The organism is Hymenobacter nitidus (assembly GCF_020447315.1).
Taxonomy (GTDB): Bacteria; Bacteroidota; Bacteroidia; order Cytophagales; family Hymenobacteraceae; genus Hymenobacter; species Hymenobacter nitidus.
In genome coordinates this window covers 562,921-579,871 of sequence record NZ_JAJADQ010000001.1, presented here as the reverse complement: position 1 = coordinate 579,871, position 16,951 = coordinate 562,921, and the positions used below count along the sequence as shown (strand labels likewise).

Annotated in this window: 11 protein-coding genes; 4 read left to right on the top strand and 7 right to left on the bottom strand. The window is 60.6% G+C overall.

Annotation, left to right across the window (positions count from 1 at the left end):
- Positions 1-76 precede the first annotated feature (76 nt).
- On the top strand, positions 77-3,970 hold the full coding sequence (locus LGH70_RS02495; RefSeq protein WP_226182354.1) for a metallophosphoesterase: 3,894 nt from the start codon (positions 77-79) through the stop codon (positions 3,968-3,970).
- A 183-nt stretch (positions 3,971-4,153) separates the two neighbouring features.
- Positions 4,154-5,287: a DUF6268 family outer membrane beta-barrel protein gene (locus LGH70_RS02490; protein WP_226182352.1), complete on the top strand. Its 1,134-nt coding sequence runs from the start codon at positions 4,154-4,156 to the stop codon at positions 5,285-5,287.
- An 80-nt stretch (positions 5,288-5,367) separates the two neighbouring features.
- On the opposite strand, the gene ppk1 is transcribed toward LGH70_RS02490, so the two are convergent.
- The 6 genes from ppk1 to LGH70_RS02460 all read right to left on the bottom strand — a co-directional run bounded on the left by ppk1 (position 5,368) and on the right by LGH70_RS02460 (position 13,645).
- Positions 5,368-7,470: a polyphosphate kinase 1 gene (gene ppk1 / locus LGH70_RS02485; RefSeq protein WP_226182350.1), complete on the bottom strand. Its 2,103-nt coding sequence runs from the start codon at positions 7,468-7,470 to the stop codon at positions 5,368-5,370.
- Between the two features lie 83 nt (positions 7,471-7,553).
- On the bottom strand, positions 7,554-8,051 hold the full coding sequence (locus tag LGH70_RS02480) for a SixA phosphatase family protein (protein WP_226182348.1): 498 nt from the start codon (positions 8,049-8,051) through the stop codon (positions 7,554-7,556).
- Positions 8,052-8,234: 183 nt separating this feature from the next.
- Positions 8,235-9,866 carry a GEVED domain-containing protein gene (locus tag LGH70_RS02475; RefSeq protein WP_226182346.1) on the bottom strand — a complete coding sequence of 544 codons (1,632 nt, stop codon included), beginning with the start codon at positions 9,864-9,866 and terminating at the stop codon, positions 8,235-8,237.
- Between the two features lie 440 nt (positions 9,867-10,306).
- Positions 10,307-11,575: a M43 family zinc metalloprotease gene (locus tag LGH70_RS02470; RefSeq protein WP_226182344.1), complete on the bottom strand. Its 1,269-nt coding sequence runs from the start codon at positions 11,573-11,575 to the stop codon at positions 10,307-10,309.
- A 322-nt stretch (positions 11,576-11,897) separates the two neighbouring features.
- Positions 11,898-13,229 carry a GTPase HflX gene (gene hflX, locus LGH70_RS02465; protein WP_226182342.1) on the bottom strand — a complete coding sequence of 444 codons (1,332 nt, stop codon included), beginning with the start codon at positions 13,227-13,229 and terminating at the stop codon, positions 11,898-11,900.
- 74 nt (positions 13,230-13,303) lie between these two features.
- Positions 13,304-13,645 carry a c-type cytochrome gene (locus LGH70_RS02460; RefSeq protein ID WP_226182340.1) on the bottom strand — a complete coding sequence of 114 codons (342 nt, stop codon included), beginning with the start codon at positions 13,643-13,645 and terminating at the stop codon, positions 13,304-13,306.
- A 90-nt stretch (positions 13,646-13,735) separates the two neighbouring features.
- On the opposite strand from LGH70_RS02460, the gene LGH70_RS02455 reads away from it, so the two are divergent.
- Complete coding sequence (locus LGH70_RS02455; RefSeq protein WP_226182338.1) at positions 13,736-14,857, top strand: glycosyltransferase family 4 protein; 1,122 nt, start codon at positions 13,736-13,738, stop codon at positions 14,855-14,857.
- A gap of 69 nt (positions 14,858-14,926) precedes the next feature.
- The gene (gene rfbC / locus LGH70_RS02450; protein WP_226182336.1) at positions 14,927-15,472 is read left to right on the top strand and encodes a dTDP-4-dehydrorhamnose 3,5-epimerase; all 546 of its coding nucleotides are present in this window, start codon (positions 14,927-14,929) and stop codon (positions 15,470-15,472) included.
- Between the two features lie 171 nt (positions 15,473-15,643).
- On the opposite strand, the gene LGH70_RS02445 is transcribed toward rfbC, so the two are convergent.
- Positions 15,644-16,939 carry a UDP-N-acetylmuramoyl-tripeptide--D-alanyl-D-alanine ligase gene (locus LGH70_RS02445; RefSeq protein ID WP_226182334.1) on the bottom strand — a complete coding sequence of 432 codons (1,296 nt, stop codon included), beginning with the start codon at positions 16,937-16,939 and terminating at the stop codon, positions 15,644-15,646.
- Positions 16,940-16,951: the final 12 nt, after the last annotated feature.

Sequence of the window (16,951 nt, the reverse complement as noted above, 5' to 3'; positions counted from 1 at the left end):
CTAGTCTGGGTTCAGGGTGCAGCTCCCTCTTTTTCTATCATACCTCCCGCGCTGCTTTTACGTTCATTGCTTCTATATGAGAAGACCTTTTCTGCTCGGTTGTTTTCTGCTTCTGCTAAGCGGCCTGCATCCTGCCTTTGCCCAAAAATCTCAAACGCCCCGCCCTGCCAAGGTCAATCTGAACCACGGCGGGGAAAACTGGGAAACTAAAACGCCCCCCGATAGCAGCCGCATCCGCTACTCCATCTTCCTGATCGGCGACGTGGGCAAGCCCGTGAAAACCGCCGACGGCGGCGAACCGTCCCTGAATTTTCTGCACAAGGAAATTGTGAAGGCTGGCCCGAAAAGTACCACGATATTTCTGGGCGACAATATTTACGAGTACGGCATGCCCCGCGAAGGCGCCTACGACCGCAAAGAGTCGGAGGAGCGCATGATTGGGCAGCTCGAGTCGCTGCGCGGCTATGCCGGCGAGAAATACATGATTCCGGGCAACCACGACTGGAAGCAGGGCCAGGCCGGCGGCGTCGACCAGGTGAACCGCGAGCAGGCCTTCGTGGAAAACTACCTGACCAGCGACTCAGCCGCCTTCCCCTTCACCGGCGACTTTTTCATTCCGCGCGACGCCTGCCCTGGCCCGTTTGAGGTGCGCCTGCAGGACGATATCTTGATGATTGCCATCAACTCGCAGTGGTTTCTGCAAACCAACGGCGAGCGGCCCTACGGCAACAACAGCGGCTGCGGCGTGGCCAACGAAACCGATTTCTTCACCCAGCTCGAAGACATTATCCAGCGGAACCAGAACCGCAACATCATGGTCATTGCCCACCACCCGATTTTCTCGGATGGTATTCACGGGGGCTATTTCACCCTGGCCGACCATTTCTTCCCACTATCCATCGTCTATAAGTACGCGTTTCTGCCCCTGCCCATTCTGGGCTCAGTCTACCCATTTGCCCGCAAGTACGGCGGCATCAGCCAGGACATTCCCCACCCGCAGTACCAGGCCTACAAGAAGGGCCTGATGGAGATTTTCGACAAGTACCCCAACATCATCTACGCCTCGGGTCACGAGCACAACCTGCAGTATTTCAAGGTGAATACTATGCACCAGATTGTGAGCGGCTCGGGCTGTAAAACCCAGCACGTGCGCCCCGGCAAGAGCGGCGACGCCATCTTCTCGGACAAGGAGAAAGGCTGGTCGCGGGTGAACTACTACGACAACGGTGAGGTCTGGACCGAGTTCTGGGTACCCAACGATAAGGGAGAAAGCGGGCGTCTGGTGTTCCGTACGCCCCTGTATGCCAAAGCCACCCAGGAGGTAGCCGCTATTCAGGAGGTCAAGAATATCAAGCGCCCCAACTACGCCGACAGCACCATCACGCTGGCCGTCAATAAGAACTACGACGAGCGGGGCAAGTTTCACCGTTTCCTGTTCGGCGAGCATTACCGCAAGGAGTGGGCCACGCCCGTTACCTTCCCCATTCTGGACATGGCCACCGAGCGCGGCGGCCTGGAGCCCTACAAAATCGGGGGCGGCAAGCAAACCGCCTCGCTGAAGGTGCGCAACGAGGAAGGCCGTAACTACACCCTGCGCGGCCTGAACAAAGACCCCGCCGCCGTGCTGCCCGAAGCCCTGCGCGAAGGCGCAGCCAAGGACATTCTGCAGGACCAGATTTCGGCCCAGCACCCGTTCGGCGCCTTTCCGGTGTCAGTGCTCGGCACGACGGCCGGCATTCTGCACACCAACCCCAAGCCGGTGTACATTCCGCAGGACCCGTTGCTGGGCCAGTACTACGAGCGGTTTTCGAACACGCCGGCCATGATTGAGGAAGATGCCAAAGACGACCAGAGCAATGTAGAGTCGCTGGGCAACGCCGAAAACCTGGTGGGCACCGACAAAGTGATGGAACGGCTGATTGACGACAACGACAACCGCGTCAACGAGAAAGCCTTTGCCCGCTCCCGCCTCTTCGACATGTGGATCGGCGACTGGGACCGGCACGAGGACCAGTGGCGCTGGGCCGAAACCAAGGACAAGGAAGGCGACCGGAAATTTACGGCCGTGCCCGAAGACCGCGACATTGCCTTCTTTAAGGGCGACGGACTGCTGCCTTACCTGGCTTCGCGCAAGTGGGCCATTCGCAACTTCCAGAACTTTGGCTACGACTACGCCGACTACAAGGGCCTGAACCTGACGGCCCTGGCCAACGACCGGGTGTTTCTGGCCTCGGTGACCAAGGAAGATTGGGTGAAGATTGCCGAAAAGATGAAGGCTGACCTGACCGACGCCGAAATCGAAAAGGCCTTCCGCTCGCAGTGGCCCAAGGAAATCTTTGACCTGCATGGCCCCGAAATCATTGCCAAGCTCAAGAGCCGCCGCGACCTGCTGCCCCAGCTGGCCAACGACTACTACGCCACGCTCAACAACATCGTGGAAGTGAAAGGCAGCTCCAAGCGCGAGAAGTTTGAAGTGGAGCGCCTGGCCGGCGACAAAACCCGGGTGAAGGTGACCAAAATCAACAAGGAAGGCCAGCTGACCAAAACCCTGTTCGATAAAACCTTCGACAAGGAAACCAAGGAAATCCGCATCTACGGCTTCTCCGGCCAGGATATTTACAACGTCACGGGCCAGGCCAAGGGCGGCTCACTGCTGCGTATCATCGGGGGCACCGACCGGGACTCGATTACCGACAACTCCCGCGTGGGCGGTCTGGGCCACCGCACTCAGATTTACGACGCCGACACTGGCAACGTCATCAACGGGGGCAAGGAAGCGCGCCTGCGCCTGCAGCCCGGTATCGAGGTAAGCCAGTACGACACCCACCCCCGCACCGACCGCAAAGACTACAGCCTGAACTACTTCGGGCCGGCGCTGTACTTTGGCTACAACATCGACGACCGGCTGTTTTTCGGCGGCGGCGTAACCTACCGCACCTATGCCTTCCGCAAGGCGCCCTTCTCGACCGAGCAGACCCTGGCGGCCAACTACTCGCCTTCGCAGCAAGCCTACAACGTGCGCTACAACGGGCAGTTTGTGGACGTGCTTGGCCGCTACGACCTGTTGCTCAATGCCCAACTCTACGGCCCGCAGCTGCTGTACAACTACTTCGGCGAAGGCAACGACACCCGCAACGAGCTGCTGGGCTCGGATGACCGGGTGCGCAACCGCGACATCAACGACACCTACCGGGTGCGCTTCTCGCGCTTCTATGCAAGTCCTGTGCTGGAGCGCGACGTGTTCAGCTTCCTTAAAATCGGTGTGGGCCCGCAGTACGACCAGTTCCACGTGGAGCGCAACCCCATCGGCAGCCAGATTGCGGCCGGCCTCAATGAAAACAACAACGGCCGCGAGGGTACGGCCGCCGTGGGCATCCGCTCCTCCGACTTTGGTATGAACCGCTACCTCGGCGCCCGGGCCTATTTGAACATCGACGCGGCCAGCTCGCCCAAAAACCCCCGCATCGGGTTGCGCTGGTACAACGAGGTACAACAGAACTACCAGCTCAATGCCGAGCAGCTCCGCTTTGGCCGCATCACCTCGGAGTTCCGCTTCTACCTTACTCCCAACTTCCCCTTCCAGCTCACGTGGGCCGGCCGCGTGGGTGCCGCCCGCAACTGGGGCGACTACCGCTTCTACCAGGCCAATACGCTGGGTGGCACCACCAACCTGCGCGGCTACCGCCGCACGCGCTTTGCGGGCCGCAGCACCGTGTATGCCAACGCCGAAGCCCGCCTGCAGCTGTTCACCTTCAACGCTTATCTGGTGCCCGGCAAATTTGGTATTCTGGGCCTGGCCGACGCGGGCCGCGTGTTCTCGCCCTATGATACCCGCTCGGGCATCGATGCTTTCCACACCGGCTTTGGCGGTGGCGTCTGGGTCGATGTGCTCAAGCAGGCCGTTATCAACGCCACGTACTCGGTCGGGGAGGAAAAGCTGGTTTTCGTCGGCTTCGACTTCCTGTTTTAAGCCGAGGGTTTCTTGGCTCCGCAACGCCCCAGGCAGCTTGCCGCACGCAAGGTGTCCGGGGCGTTTTTTCTGGTTCCAAAATCAATCCTCCGGCTGAGGTTTTCAGTCCATCCTTTTCGGCTTAAACACGTTTAGAAACGCGTATGCCTCTTTCGCGAAACCTTCGCGCTTTTACCGCCATTCATGAAGACTCGCTACGTTTTGCCAACTCCGCCCTCCCTTTGCCGCTTGCTGCTTTCGGCCGGCCTCAGCAGCCTTGCCCTGGCCGCCCAGGCCCAGGTGACGCCCACCACGCCGGTTTACCCCTTGCCGGCACCCATCACCACCGATACCACCGCCGCTGACGCCCAGCAGTTTGCCACACCCTCGGTGGTGGGGATGGGGCCCAGCAAAGGCCTGATTTTTCACTACGAGCGGGTGCCGCGCTTCAACGTAGCCACCAACGGACAGAGCGTGGGCCTGGCCGACTATAACACGCAGGCGACCAAGAATGCCCGGCTGGTCATCAAAGGGTACATCCCGATGCTGAACAACCCGCACCTGAAGCTGATTCTGGGGGTAAACTACGAGCGGGAGGAGTTCCAGTTCCGGGACCGGCCCACCGGTTTCGAGCTGTACGACAACATCGAAAACAAGGGTCTGAAAACCCTGGGCACCCAGCTGGCCGTTATCCGGCCGGTAAACGAGGTGAACTGGTACATCTTCCGGGTGAAGGGCGAGCTGAGCGGCGACTACACCTCCTCGGAGCTGAACATAACCGATTACCTGCGCGTATCGTCCGAGTTTCTGTACGGCTGGAAGCGCAGTCCCATGTTTTCGTGGGGCGTAGGCGTGCAGCTGGGCTACACGTTTGGGCGCTTTAGTCCGTATCCGGCCGTGCTCTACAACCGCACGTTCAACAAGCGCTGGGGTATTGAGGCCCTATTTCCGGCCCGCGTAACGGCCCGCTACAACGCCTCGCCCAAGTCGCTGTTTTTTGCCGGCTACTCCGTCGATGGCCTGAACTATATCGTGAAGCAGCGCACTCCGCTGGTGCGCAAGCTGGAAAATGGCCAGGTAGACCGCGGCAAAGTAGAGCTGCGCACCCTGGAGCTGCGCGAAACAGAAGTGAAATTCCGGGCCCGCTGGGAGCGGGAAATCTACGATTTCCTCTGGTTTGGGGCTGAGGGCGGCTACCGCTACAACTACGCCTTCGACGCCTTCGACCGCACCAACGCCGACCGGGAGAAAATCATCGACAGCAAGTTGGCCAGCGCCCCTTATGCCAGCCTGGAGCTATTCATTGTACCGCCACGCAAGTTCCTGAAGCGGCAGTAGCCGGTAGTTACTCAACCAAAAAGGCCAGCTTTCCGCGCGGAAGGCTGGCCTTTTTTAGCAGGCGTCAGTTTTGGCGTTGCTTACGGCTTGGCCGGGGCTTTGCGGCGGCGGTTGCCGAGCTTGCGCAGGTACTCGTAGGTTTCAAACTGCGCCCGGATGGGTTTGGCGTTGGGGTCGTCCTGGCCCAGGAAGTTGTTGTGGTAGTCGCGCGACTTCACGTTGTCCTGGCGCTGCAGGTCCAGCAGGTGGCGCACCTCGGCCCGTAGCTCGTTGTTGTAAATCGGGAAGGCTACCTCCACGCGGCGGTCCAGGTTGCGGGCCATCCAGTCGGAAGAAGCCACGAATACCTTTTCCTGGCCGTTGTTGCCGAACACGTATACCCGCGCGTGCTCCAGGTAGCGGTCTACCATGCCGCGCTGCTGAATGTTGGTGCTCTGGCCTTCGAGCTGGGGCACCAAGCAGGAAATACCCCGGATCAGCAACTCTACCCGCACGCCGGCCTCACTGGCATCGTAGAGCTTACGGATCATCCGCTCGTCCTGCAGCGCGTTCAGCTTGAGAATGATATAAGCGTCCTTGCCGGCTTTGGCCAGCTTGATTTCCCGGTCGATGAGGGCATTGAGCTGCTCGCGTAGCTCGAAAGGCGCCACCAGCAGGTGCTTAAAGCCGGATTTGGGCTGCCGGTCGTGGAAATAGCGGAACACCTCAGCTGCCTCGTTGGTCAGGCGCGGGTCGCAGGTGAAGAGGCCGTGGTCGGCGTAGATACCGCTGGTGACTTCGTTGAAGTTGCCGGTGCTGAAGTAGGCGTAGTGGCGGTTCTGGTCGTCTTCGGTGCGCGTCACGAGCAGCATCTTGCTGTGGACCTTCAGGTCCGGAATGCCAAAAATGACGTTAGCCCCGGCCTTCTGCAGCTTCTCGGCCCAGTACATGTTCGATTCCTCATCGAAGCGTGCTTTCAGCTCGACGACGACCGTGACCTGCTTGCCCGCCTTCACGGCTTTAAGCAGGGCCTTGGCCACTTCGCTCTTGCCCGCCACCCGATACAGCGTGATGCTGATGGCCGTGACCTGCGCATCGGCGCCGGCCTCGGTGATAAAGCGTGTCACGTAGTCGAACGACTGGTAGGGCAGGTGCAATAGATGGTCGCGCTCGGCAATGGCGGCCAGCATTTTGCCGGCCGTGCGAGGCAGCGTGGGGTGGGGCAGGGGGGGCTGTTCCTGGTACTTCAGCTCGTTGAGGCCCAAATCCGGAAAGCCGAAAAAGTCGCGGAAGTTGTGGTAGCGGCTGCCCTCTACCAGCTCATCTTTGCCAATGCCGGTTTTCTGCATCACGGCCCGCAGCACGGCTTTGGGCATTTCCGGGTCGTAGAGCAGGCGGGCCGGGTAGCCAGTTTCGCGCTTTTGCAGGCTGCTTTTAATCTTGGCCATCAGGTTGCCCGATACCTCTTCCTGAATGTCCAGCTCGGCGTCGCGCGAAATCTTGATGGCGTGCACTTCCACCTTCTCGTACTTGGGGAACAACTCGGCCGCGCAGCACCGCACCACATCGTCCAGGAACATCACATAGCGCTCCGGCCCTTCGGCCGGCAGCTCCACGAAGCGGCTGCCGTGGCGCTTGGTCGGCAGCTCGATGGCCAGCACCCGCTCCTCTTCCAACCTCTTCTTTTCCTTCACCGGCTGGGTGAGCAGCAGGGTAAGGTATACCGTCTGGTCTTTCAGAAACAGGTGGTGCAGGTTGTCGTCCAGAATCACGGGGGACAGCAGATCCTGCACTTTCTCCCGGAAATACTGATGCACCCACTCGCGCTGGCCGGGGCTCAGGTCGTGCTCGGCCACGAGGTGAATGTGCTGGCGGTCCAGCTCGGGCAGGATGTCGTTGCGAAACGTGTCGCCGAACTCCTGCTGCTGCCGCTTCACTTCGTCGAGCAGGTTCTTAAGCTGCTCGCCGGGGTCTTCGCCCAGCTTGGCGCGGGTTTTCTTCTTGAGCTTCACCAGGCGGCGCAGCGTAGCTACGCGCACCTTAAAATACTCGTCGAGGTTCGAGGAGAAAATGGCCAGAAACTTCAGGCGCTCCAGCAGCGGAACATCGGGGTTCTGGGCTTCCTGCAGCACGCGGCGGTTGAAGGTAAGCCAGCTTAGCTCGCGGTTGAGGAGCACCGGGGCGCTTTTTTTCGTTGATTCCATACGGGGTAAAGGCAGAACTGCGGCCCCGGCAGGTGGGGGGCCACCGTCAGAGGTACGCAATTCGGATGATTCAGTAGGCGTGCTTACTCCGGCTGGTTGCGGGGGTAATCGAAGAAGTAGAACTCGGCGTTGTGGCGGTCAATGTCGGCCCAGTTGGCGCAGTTGAATTTGATGCACACAATGGCGGCCGTGGGCAGCTCATTCAGGGGGCTGGGCGAAACGACGTTGGCAAAGTCGGTGATGGTCGGGTTGTGCCCCACCAGCAGCACCGACTGCGTTTCGTTGGGCAGCTCCCGCACCACCTGCACCAGATCGGGCACCTCAGCGTGGTAGATACTTGCGATAATCTGAATCTGGCCATGCGGATACTCCAGCTCCTTGGCCACCAGTGCGGCCGTACTCATGGCCCGCACCGCCGGCGAGCTGACCAGCAGATCGAGGTGAATGCTGCGTTTGGCCAGGGCCTGGCCCATGCGCGGGGCATCAGTGCGGCCCCGGTCGTTGAGGGGTCTTTCCTGGTCGCTCAGGTCGTCAAAGTTCCAGCTCGATTTGGCGTGGCGCATCAGGTACAGGGTCTTCATAGAAGGCGCGTCGAAAGGTGGGCAGGCCTCTTTACTGTTGGCCTTGCCAAATGGTTATGAAGAATGGATTACAAAGTCAGGGCCGAAGAAAACAAACAAGGCCCACCGCTACCGGTGGGCCTTGTTGGGTAAGTAGCCAGCGGCTGCAGCCCGTAAGGAGAAGCTGCGGCCCGGCCAGAAGCTTTATTGCTTCACGAAGCGCTGGTGCAGCACCTGCTGCCCATCGGCAATGGTGAGCATATACACGCCCTTCGCCAGCTGCGACACATTCAGCTGACCGTTCGTGAACTGCACCTGCTTCATTTCGGCTCCGCGCACGTCGTACACTTTCACCGATACAGCGGCGGCATCGTGGTCGGATGGAATGGCCACGTTCAGCACGTCGGTAGCGGGGTTGGGATATACCGAGTACTCGGTAACGCCAGCCACCCGGGCCGTTTCGGTGCGGGCCGTGCCCCCGGTAATGGTTACCGTGTAGTCCTCGGTTTCGCCGTAGCTGTAAGCATTGCAGCTGCCGGTGGCCGAGTTGTCGCTCATTACCACGCGCATGCGGGTAGCCCCCGATTTGGCCGTGGCTGGTACCGTGAAGTTCGAGGAGCGGGTGGTAGCTACGCTGCTGCCAGCAGCGTTTACGACCAACTCACCGGCATCGGTGAAGAGGCCGTTCTGGTTGTAGTCGATGTAGACTTTGAAGTACTCCGCGTAAGCAGTGCCGGCAAAGCCCGCGCTGTAGCTGATGGTCTGCAACGAGCCGGCAGCTACCGAAGTGCTGGTGGCCGTGCCGTTGTAGTAGCCGGCGTCAGCCCCCGAGGTGCGGGCAATGGTGCCCAGCTTCACGTAGTCGATAAACTCGTAGGCCACGCTGCTGCCTTTCGACGAGCAGTAGGTAACCGGGGTAGGCGTGGTGCCACCACCGCCGGTGCCGGGAGCCGTGCCGCCGAGCGAGGTCAGCAGGGAAGCGCGGCTGCCGCCGGAAGCAAACAGGGCGCCCATGCGCGACGACTGGCCCGTCGAGAACATGTACATGCAGGCGTCGTCGGTGTAGTCCATGTAGTTCATGAACATGTCGCCGTTGGTCGTGTTGCCGCAGGTGCGGCGGGGGAAGGAGGGGCAGCCGCCGTTGGAGGTCTGCTGGGTAGGCGTGTCCGATACCAGGTCGTTGCCGCAGTTGGCATCACCCCAGATGTGGCGCAGGTTCAGCCAGTGGCCTACTTCGTGGGTGCCGGTGCGGCCCAGGTTGAAGGGAGCCGATAGGTAGCCGGTGCGGCCAAAGTAGTTGGGTCCGATTACCACGCCGTCGGTACTGGCCGCGCCGCCGGGAAACTGGGCATAACCCAGGATGCCGCCGCCGATGTTGCACACCCACAGGTTCAGGTACTGGCTGGCGGGCCAGGCATTCAGGCCGCCGGTGCTGGTGCTCTTCATGGCATCAGCGGTGCCCCAGCTGGTTTTGGTAGTTGCTTTGCGCTCGATACCGGTAGTAGCGTTGCCGTTCGGGTCGCGCTTGGCCAGCACGAACTGCAGGCCAGCGTCGGCGGCAAGGCCTGCAAAGGCCGCGGGCGTTTTGCTGACGTCGGAGTTGAGCTTACGGAAGTCCTCGTTCAGCACCGCAATCTGCGAGGCAATCTGGGCATCCGAGATATTCTCGTTGGCATTGCTATACAGCACGTGTACGACTACCGGAATAGTACCCAGAACAGCTGTGGTCCGGTTGGCGGTAGGGTTGGCTTCAAACTGGCGGGTCTGGTTTTCGATGGCCGCCATGCGCTGCGCCAGCGAAGGGTCGGCGGCCAGCTGGGCTTCCAGCGACTCCATGGTGGCGCACTGCCGCGAACTCAGGGATTTTTGTGCTTGTGCCTCAGAAGACAATCCTAGTCCTAGACAAGCCAGGGCTATTGCGTAAAGGTTTTTTTTCATGTGGAAATGAAAGGATTTGGTTGTGGGAAAGGAGAACGAGGTTCCAATGTATTGAAAATTTCAGCGGCATTCTGCTGAGTTGATGTAATATTTATAATTTTTTACCTAAAACCTTTCGTCGAATGCAGCGTAGCGACGCAAATTTGACTGGATTTTGCAATTCTGTTGGTGGCCTTGTTTGGTGCTTTGAATTAGATTATTCCAGTGCGCCGACTGCCTGCCCTTACAAAAGAAAAGCCCGCCAAGGTTGGCGGGCTTTTCCGGTGAGTGACGTTTGGGTCTTAGAGCATAGAACTGGCAGATGCTGCAACAGCTGTCAGCGGGCCTAAGATAGAGCTTTATTGCTTTTCGAAGCGCTGACGGATCGTCTGCTGGCCGTCGGTCAGCGTCATCTGGTACAGGCCCTTGGGCAGCTGGGCTACCGATACCTGGCCCTGGCCGTTGTAAACTGCCTGCTTCATCTGGTGGCCCCGCAGGTCGTATACCTGCACCGACCAGCCTTTGGTGGCCGTCGTCTGAGGCAGCGTCAGGTTCAGCACGTTGCTGGCGGGGTTGGGGTACATAGCAACTTCGGTGGCTGCACTAATGGTGGCAGCTGCCGCGCGAGGAGCCGTGCCGCCGAGCGAAGTAGCCAGCGAGGCGCGGCTGCCACCCGAAGCAAACAAGGCATCCATGCGGGCCGACTGACCCATGGTGAACATGTACATGCAGGCATCGTAGGTGTAGTCCATGTAGTTCATCGACATGTCACCCTGGTTGCCGCAGGTTACCTTGGGGAAGGTGGGGCAGCCGCCATTGGAGGTCTGTTGGGTAGGGGTGTCCGATACTAAGTCGTTGCCGCAGTTGGCATCACCCCAGATGTGGCGCAGGTTCAGCCAGTGGCCTACTTCGTGGGTAGCCGTACGGCCTTTGTTGTAGTTGCTGGCCGTACCGCCGGGCACCGACGAATACAAGCAAACGACACCATCGGTAGCGGCAGCACCACCGGGGAACTGGGCGTAGCCGAGCAGACCCTGGCCGAGGTTGCACAGCCACAGGTTCAGGTACTGGCTGGCGGGCCAGGCGTCGCTGCCACCTTTGCTGGTATATTTTACGAAGTCGTTGCTGCTGAACGAGCGGGTTTTAGTAGAGCGACGAACCACGCCCGTGGTAGGAGCGCCAGTAGGCGTGCGCTGAGCCAGTACGAAGCGGACGTTGGTACCAGCGGCCACACCGGTGAAAGCCGACGGAATCAGGCTGGCGTCGCTGTTGGCTTTGGCGAAGTCGTCGTTCAGTACCTTGATTTGAGCATCAATCTGCGCCTGCGACACGTTCTGGGCGGCCGTGTTGTACACCACGTGCACGACTACCGGAATCGTGACAATGGCGTTTACCCGGTTAGCCGTGTTGGCTACGGCCTGCGCCGTGTGGCGCTCTACGGCGGCCATGCGCTTGGCCAGGCTGGGGTCGGCGGCCATCTGGGCTTCCAGTACGTCCATCGTGGCGCACTGGCGGGTTGGCATCTGCGACGACAGATCAACGGACGAGGCGCGCTGGTCCTGGGCTTGGGCGGCGAAAGTACCTAGCCCGAGGCAGGCCAGGGCAATTGCGTAAAAGTTTTTCTTCATGGGTAAAAGGGAGAGAGGGTTGGGAAAGAAGAAAAGAATGAATTTCAATTTCGGGGATGTATATGGGATATCATACTAAATGTTTCAGTTTCATTGAAAATATGTCAAAATAACACATAGTATTTTATGTATATTACAAATATTTTGCTAGTTCGGTGAGACTGTCATAACCATGTAAAGACGCATTCCAGGCTGTATTCAAGCCTGCCTATTCGCATGAACCCCGTGCGCAACCAAGACGGCAACCCCGGCCGGATAGCCATAAAAAAAACCGCCCGAACACAAGGTCCGGGCGGTGTGGCAGGTGGCAGCAGCGCGGTGCTTACTCCGCCTCGCCGTAGCTCTGGTTGGGGTAGCGCTGCTCCTGCAGGGCGGCTACGTGGCGCACCAGCAGGGCCCGCAGCTCATCGATATTCTGGCGCTCCTGGGCCGAAATAAAGATAACTGGGTCGTGCATCTTAGCCATGTAGCTGGCTTCCAGCTGCTCCAGGGTAGGGCGAGGCACGGCATCTTCATCGGGGTTCATGCCCTCGAAGCCGCCGTGGTGCTCTTCGTCCTCCGTGTTATACCGGTCAATTTTGTTGAAGACCAGCAGCATGGGCTTGTCGGCGGCTTCAATATCCTTGAGCGTATCGTTGACGACTTCAATCTGCTCCTCAAACGAGGGGTGAGAAATATCCACGACGTGCACCAGCAGGTCGGCTTCCCGGATTTCGTCGAGGGTACTCTTGAAGCTCTCAATCAGGCGGGTGGGCAGCTTGCGGATAAACCCTACCGTATCGGAGAGTAGGAAAGGCACCGTGTCAAGCACCACTTTGCGCACCGTCGAGTCGACGGTGGCAAACAGCTTGTTTTCGGCAAACACGTCGGAGCGGCTCAGCAGGTTCATAATCGTGCTTTTGCCCACGTTGGTGTAGCCCACCAGGGCCACGCGCACCATGCCCCCGCGCGACTTGCGCTGGGTGAAGCTCTGCCGGTCCAGATCCTTGAGCTTGTCCTTGAGGAAGGCTATCCGGTCGCGCACCACGCGCCGGTCGGTTTCAATCTCGGTTTCCCCCGGTCCGCGCTGACTTACGCCGCCGCCACGCTGCTTGTCCAAGTGACTCCACAAACCCGTCAGGCGGGGGAGCAGGTACTGGTACTGGGCCAGCTCTACCTGGGCCCGCGCCGTGGCCGACTTGGCCCGGCTGGCGAAAATATCGATGATGAGTAGAGAGCGGTCCACAATCTTGACTTGCAGCTCGGCTTCCAGGTTGCGCAGCTGGGAAGGCGAGAGGTCATCGTCGAAAATGACCATGCTGGACTTGGTGTGCTGCACGTAGGCCTTTATTTCGGCTAGCTTACCCTCGCCTACGAAGGTGCGGATGTCGGGCTTGTCGAGGCGCTGCACGAAGCGCTTGGTGACGACGGCCCCGGCCGTTTCGGCCAGAAATGCCAGCTCGTCGAGGTACTCCTGGGTTTGCGCGTCGGGCTGACGCTTATCCGGCACGGCTACCAGCACGGCGGTTTCCTGCTCCAAGGCCGTGTCGTAGGTGCCGTCCTTGTTGGCTTTGGCCAGAATACGGCCGGCGCGGCCTTTCACGCCGTCGGTGGCACCGGGGTGGCGGGTACTATTGCCGGGCTGACGGCCTTTGGAGGCGGGTTTATTAGCCATATAGATACTGAGGGGAAAAGAAGGAGGGAAGCAGCTTCGGCGCAAAGCCAGCACAAGCCGGCCAGCAGAACTGCTTACTGCAAAGTGAGCGAATAGTCCACGACCTGCTGAATCTGCGCTTCGGTCAGCTGACCTTTAAAGGAAGGCATGTTACCCAGGCCCTGGGTTACCATATACACGCGGCCGGTGGCATTCAGGTTGCTCTTGGTCAGGTCGTGGGCCCCGTTCAGGCCTTTCCTGCCGTCGGGACCGTGGCACACGGCGCAGTTCTGGGTGTAGAGAGCTTTGCCGGGAAGCTCCACAGGAGCGGCGGCCACCGGGGCTTCGGCCGGTTCGGAGGAAGGCGCCGAGCTGCAGGCACTGGCGAGGCTGAGCAGCACTGCGGCGGGCAGAAGAAAAGGGGCAAAGCGAATCATGGGGCGAAGGTACGCAACCCGGGAGCTACTTTTTTGCCGATACCGAAACCCGACCTGCTACCTTTGCGCCCCGAATCCCGAGTCTGCCCTATGCGCGTTGCCATTGTCATCAATACCTCCTGGAATATCTGGAATTTTCGTCGGAGCCTGGTCAAGGCCCTGCAGGCGGCCGGGCACGAAGTGCTGGCCATAGCCCCGCCCGACGCCTACTCCGAGCGGCTCGAAACCGAGCTGGGGTGCCGCTACGTGCCCATTCTGATGGAAAACAAGGGCACCAACCCCATCAAGGACGCCCAGCTTACGCGCCGCTTCTATACCATCTACCGGCGCGAAAAGCCCGACGTGGTGCTCCAGTACACCATCAAGCCCAACATCTACGGCACGCTGGCAGCCAAGCTGGCCGGCATTCCGAGCGTCAATAACGTGTCGGGCCTGGGCACGGTGTTTATCGTGCAGAACCTGGTGAGCAAGGTGGCCCTGAGCCTCTACCGGTTTGCCTTCCGCTTTCCCAAGCGGGTGTTTTTCCAGAACGGCGACGACCGGCAGCTGTTCCTGCAGCACGGTCTGGTGCGCCCCGACATAACGGACCTGCTGCCCGGCTCCGGGGTCGATACCAACCGGTTCCGGCCCGCCAAGGAGTTTGTGCGCCACGAGCCGTTCACCTTCCTGATGATAGCGCGGGTGCTCTACGAGAAAGGCGTGGAGGAATATTTCGAAGCGGCCCGCATCGTGCGCGAGGCCCTGCCCGGTACCCGCGTGCAGCTGCTGGGTGGGGTCGATGAGTCGGGCAATATCGGGGTGAAGCGGGCCGTGTTTGAAGAGTGGCTCAAGGGGGGTAATATTGAGTACCTGGGCACCTCCGATAACGTGGCCGAGCACATCCAGCAGGCCGACTGCGTGGTGCTGCCCTCGTACCGGGAAGGCACGCCCAAAACCCTGCTCGAAGCCGCCGCCATGGGCAAGCCCATCGTGACAACGGACGTGCCCGGCTGCCGCGAAACGGTGGTCGATGGCGTAAACGGCCTGCTCTGCCAGGTGCGCGACGCGGCTGATCTAGCCCAAAAAATGCTAGCGGTGCAGCGCCTCAGCGCCGCCGAGCTAGAAGCCATGGGCAAGGCCGGCCGGCAGCTGGCCGAGCAAAAGTTCGACGAGCAGATTGTGCTCGACAAGTACCTGCGTATTGTAGAAGCCGTTGCTCCCGGCAAACGCTAGCCCGTATTCTCCCTACCTTGCCACTACCTAACACACCTGTGGCATCGGATTCATAACCTCTCTCCCTGAATGGAAATTAAGCACCACGCTCTGGCCGGCGTAATCGAGTTTACGCCTCGGGTATTTGGCGACCCCCGCGGCGCCTTTTTTGAATCGTTCAGCGCCCGGATCATGCAGGAAGCCGGCGCCGTTGGCAATTGGGTCCAGGATAACCAGTCCAGCTCGGGAGTCGGGGTGCTGCGGGGCCTGCACTTCCAGCGCCCGCCCCACAGCCAGGCCAAGCTGGTGCGCGTGGCCACCGGCCGGGTAATCGATGTGGTAGTGGATTTGCGCCGCTCCTCGCCCACCTACGGGCAGCACGTGAAAGTGGAGCTGGACTCGCGGCGCTGCAATATGCTCTACGTGCCCACTGGCTTCGCCCACGGCTTCATGGCCCTGGAGGAGAACACCCTGTTTCTCTACAAGTGCACCGACTACTACGCGCCCGGCTCCGAGGGCGGCCTGCGCTGGAACGACCCCACGCTGGGCATCGACTGGGGCATCGACGCCCCGCTCGTGTCCGATAAAGACCGGGTGCTCCCCCTGTTTGCCGACTTCGATACACCTTTCGAATAAGCTGGCGGTAATCATCTAAAAAAGGTCGTTGGAAATTGCTTCCACCGACCTTTTTACGCTTTTATAGAAACCAGAATATCATTCCGAGCATGCGAGGAACCTCGCATGCTCGGAATGATATTCTGGTTTTGGATACGTTATGTGTTAGCTGATTTCCGCCTGAAAAACCGGTTACACCAGCGGCAGTAGAGTTTCCAGGCCCATGCCCCGGGAGCCTTTGATCAGGATCTGCTTGCCCGTGAGCGGGTGGGCTGCCAGCCACTGGGCCGCTTCGGCCTTGGTGGCGAAGTGGTGAAAGCCGGGGTGCTGGGCGGCGTGCCGCATGTCAGGGCCGCAGAGCAGCACGGTGCCGAACTGCTGGGCCGTGAGCAGCTCGCCCAGGGTGCGGTGCTCGGCCTCACTCTCGGTGCCCAGCTCGAACATGTCGCCCAGAATCACCACTTTTTCCGCCGTAGCCGGCCGGGCCGCGAAGCTGGCCAGCGCCACCGCCATCGACGACGGATTAGCATTGTAAGCATCCAGAATCACCTCGTTGCGGCCGGTGCGCACCAGCTGGGAGCGGTTGTTGGTGGGCGCGTAGCCGGCCAGGGCGGCGGCAATATCCGGGGTGGGAACCCCGAAGTGTGCGCCCACGGCGGCGGCGGCGGCCAGGTTCAGGAAGTTGTAGCCGCCCGTAATCTGGGCTTCTACCACCGTGCCGTCGAACAGGCGCAGCACCACGTCAGGGGCGGCAGCCAGCAGCTCCGCGGGGTAGTCGTCGGTGGGGCCGGGGTAGGTAATGCGGTTGGCTACCGGAGCGGCCAGCGCGGGCAGCCGCGTATCGGCCGTATTCACGAAGGCCGAGCCGCCGGTGGCCGCCAGAAACTGCAGCAGCTCGCCTTTACCCTTGGCAATGCCTTCCACGCCACCGAAACCCTCTAAGTGGGCCTTGCCGATGTTGGTAATAAGCCCGTGGGTGGGCTCGGCCAGGCGACTGAGCAGCTCAATTTCACCCTGGTGGTTGGCCCCCATTTCCACGATGGCCAGCTCGTGCTCCCCGCCCCGGATGCTGAGCAGGGTCAGCGGCACGCCGATGTGGTTGTTGAGGTTGCCGCGGGTGTACTGCACGGCGTAGCGGCGGCTGAGCACGGCATGGACCAGCTCCTTGGTAGTGGTTTTGCCGTTGGAACCCGTAATGCCGATAACCGGAATAGCCAGCTGCCGCCGGTGGTAGTGGGCCAGCTGTTGCAAGGCCAGCAGCGGGTCGGGGGCGTAGCTGTAGCGGTCCGGGGCCGAGGCAACCAGCTCCGCGTCGTCCACCACGGCGTAGCGCGCCCCCTTGGCCAGGGCCTGGGCGGCAAAGTCGCGGCCCCGGAACGAAGGGCCGTTCAGGGCCACGAACAGCGTGCCGGCCTGGTCCTGGCGCGAGTCGGTGCTAACGGCCGTGCACTGCTGAAACCGGGCGTATAAAACCGCTATGTCTTCCATGCTGTTTGTGTG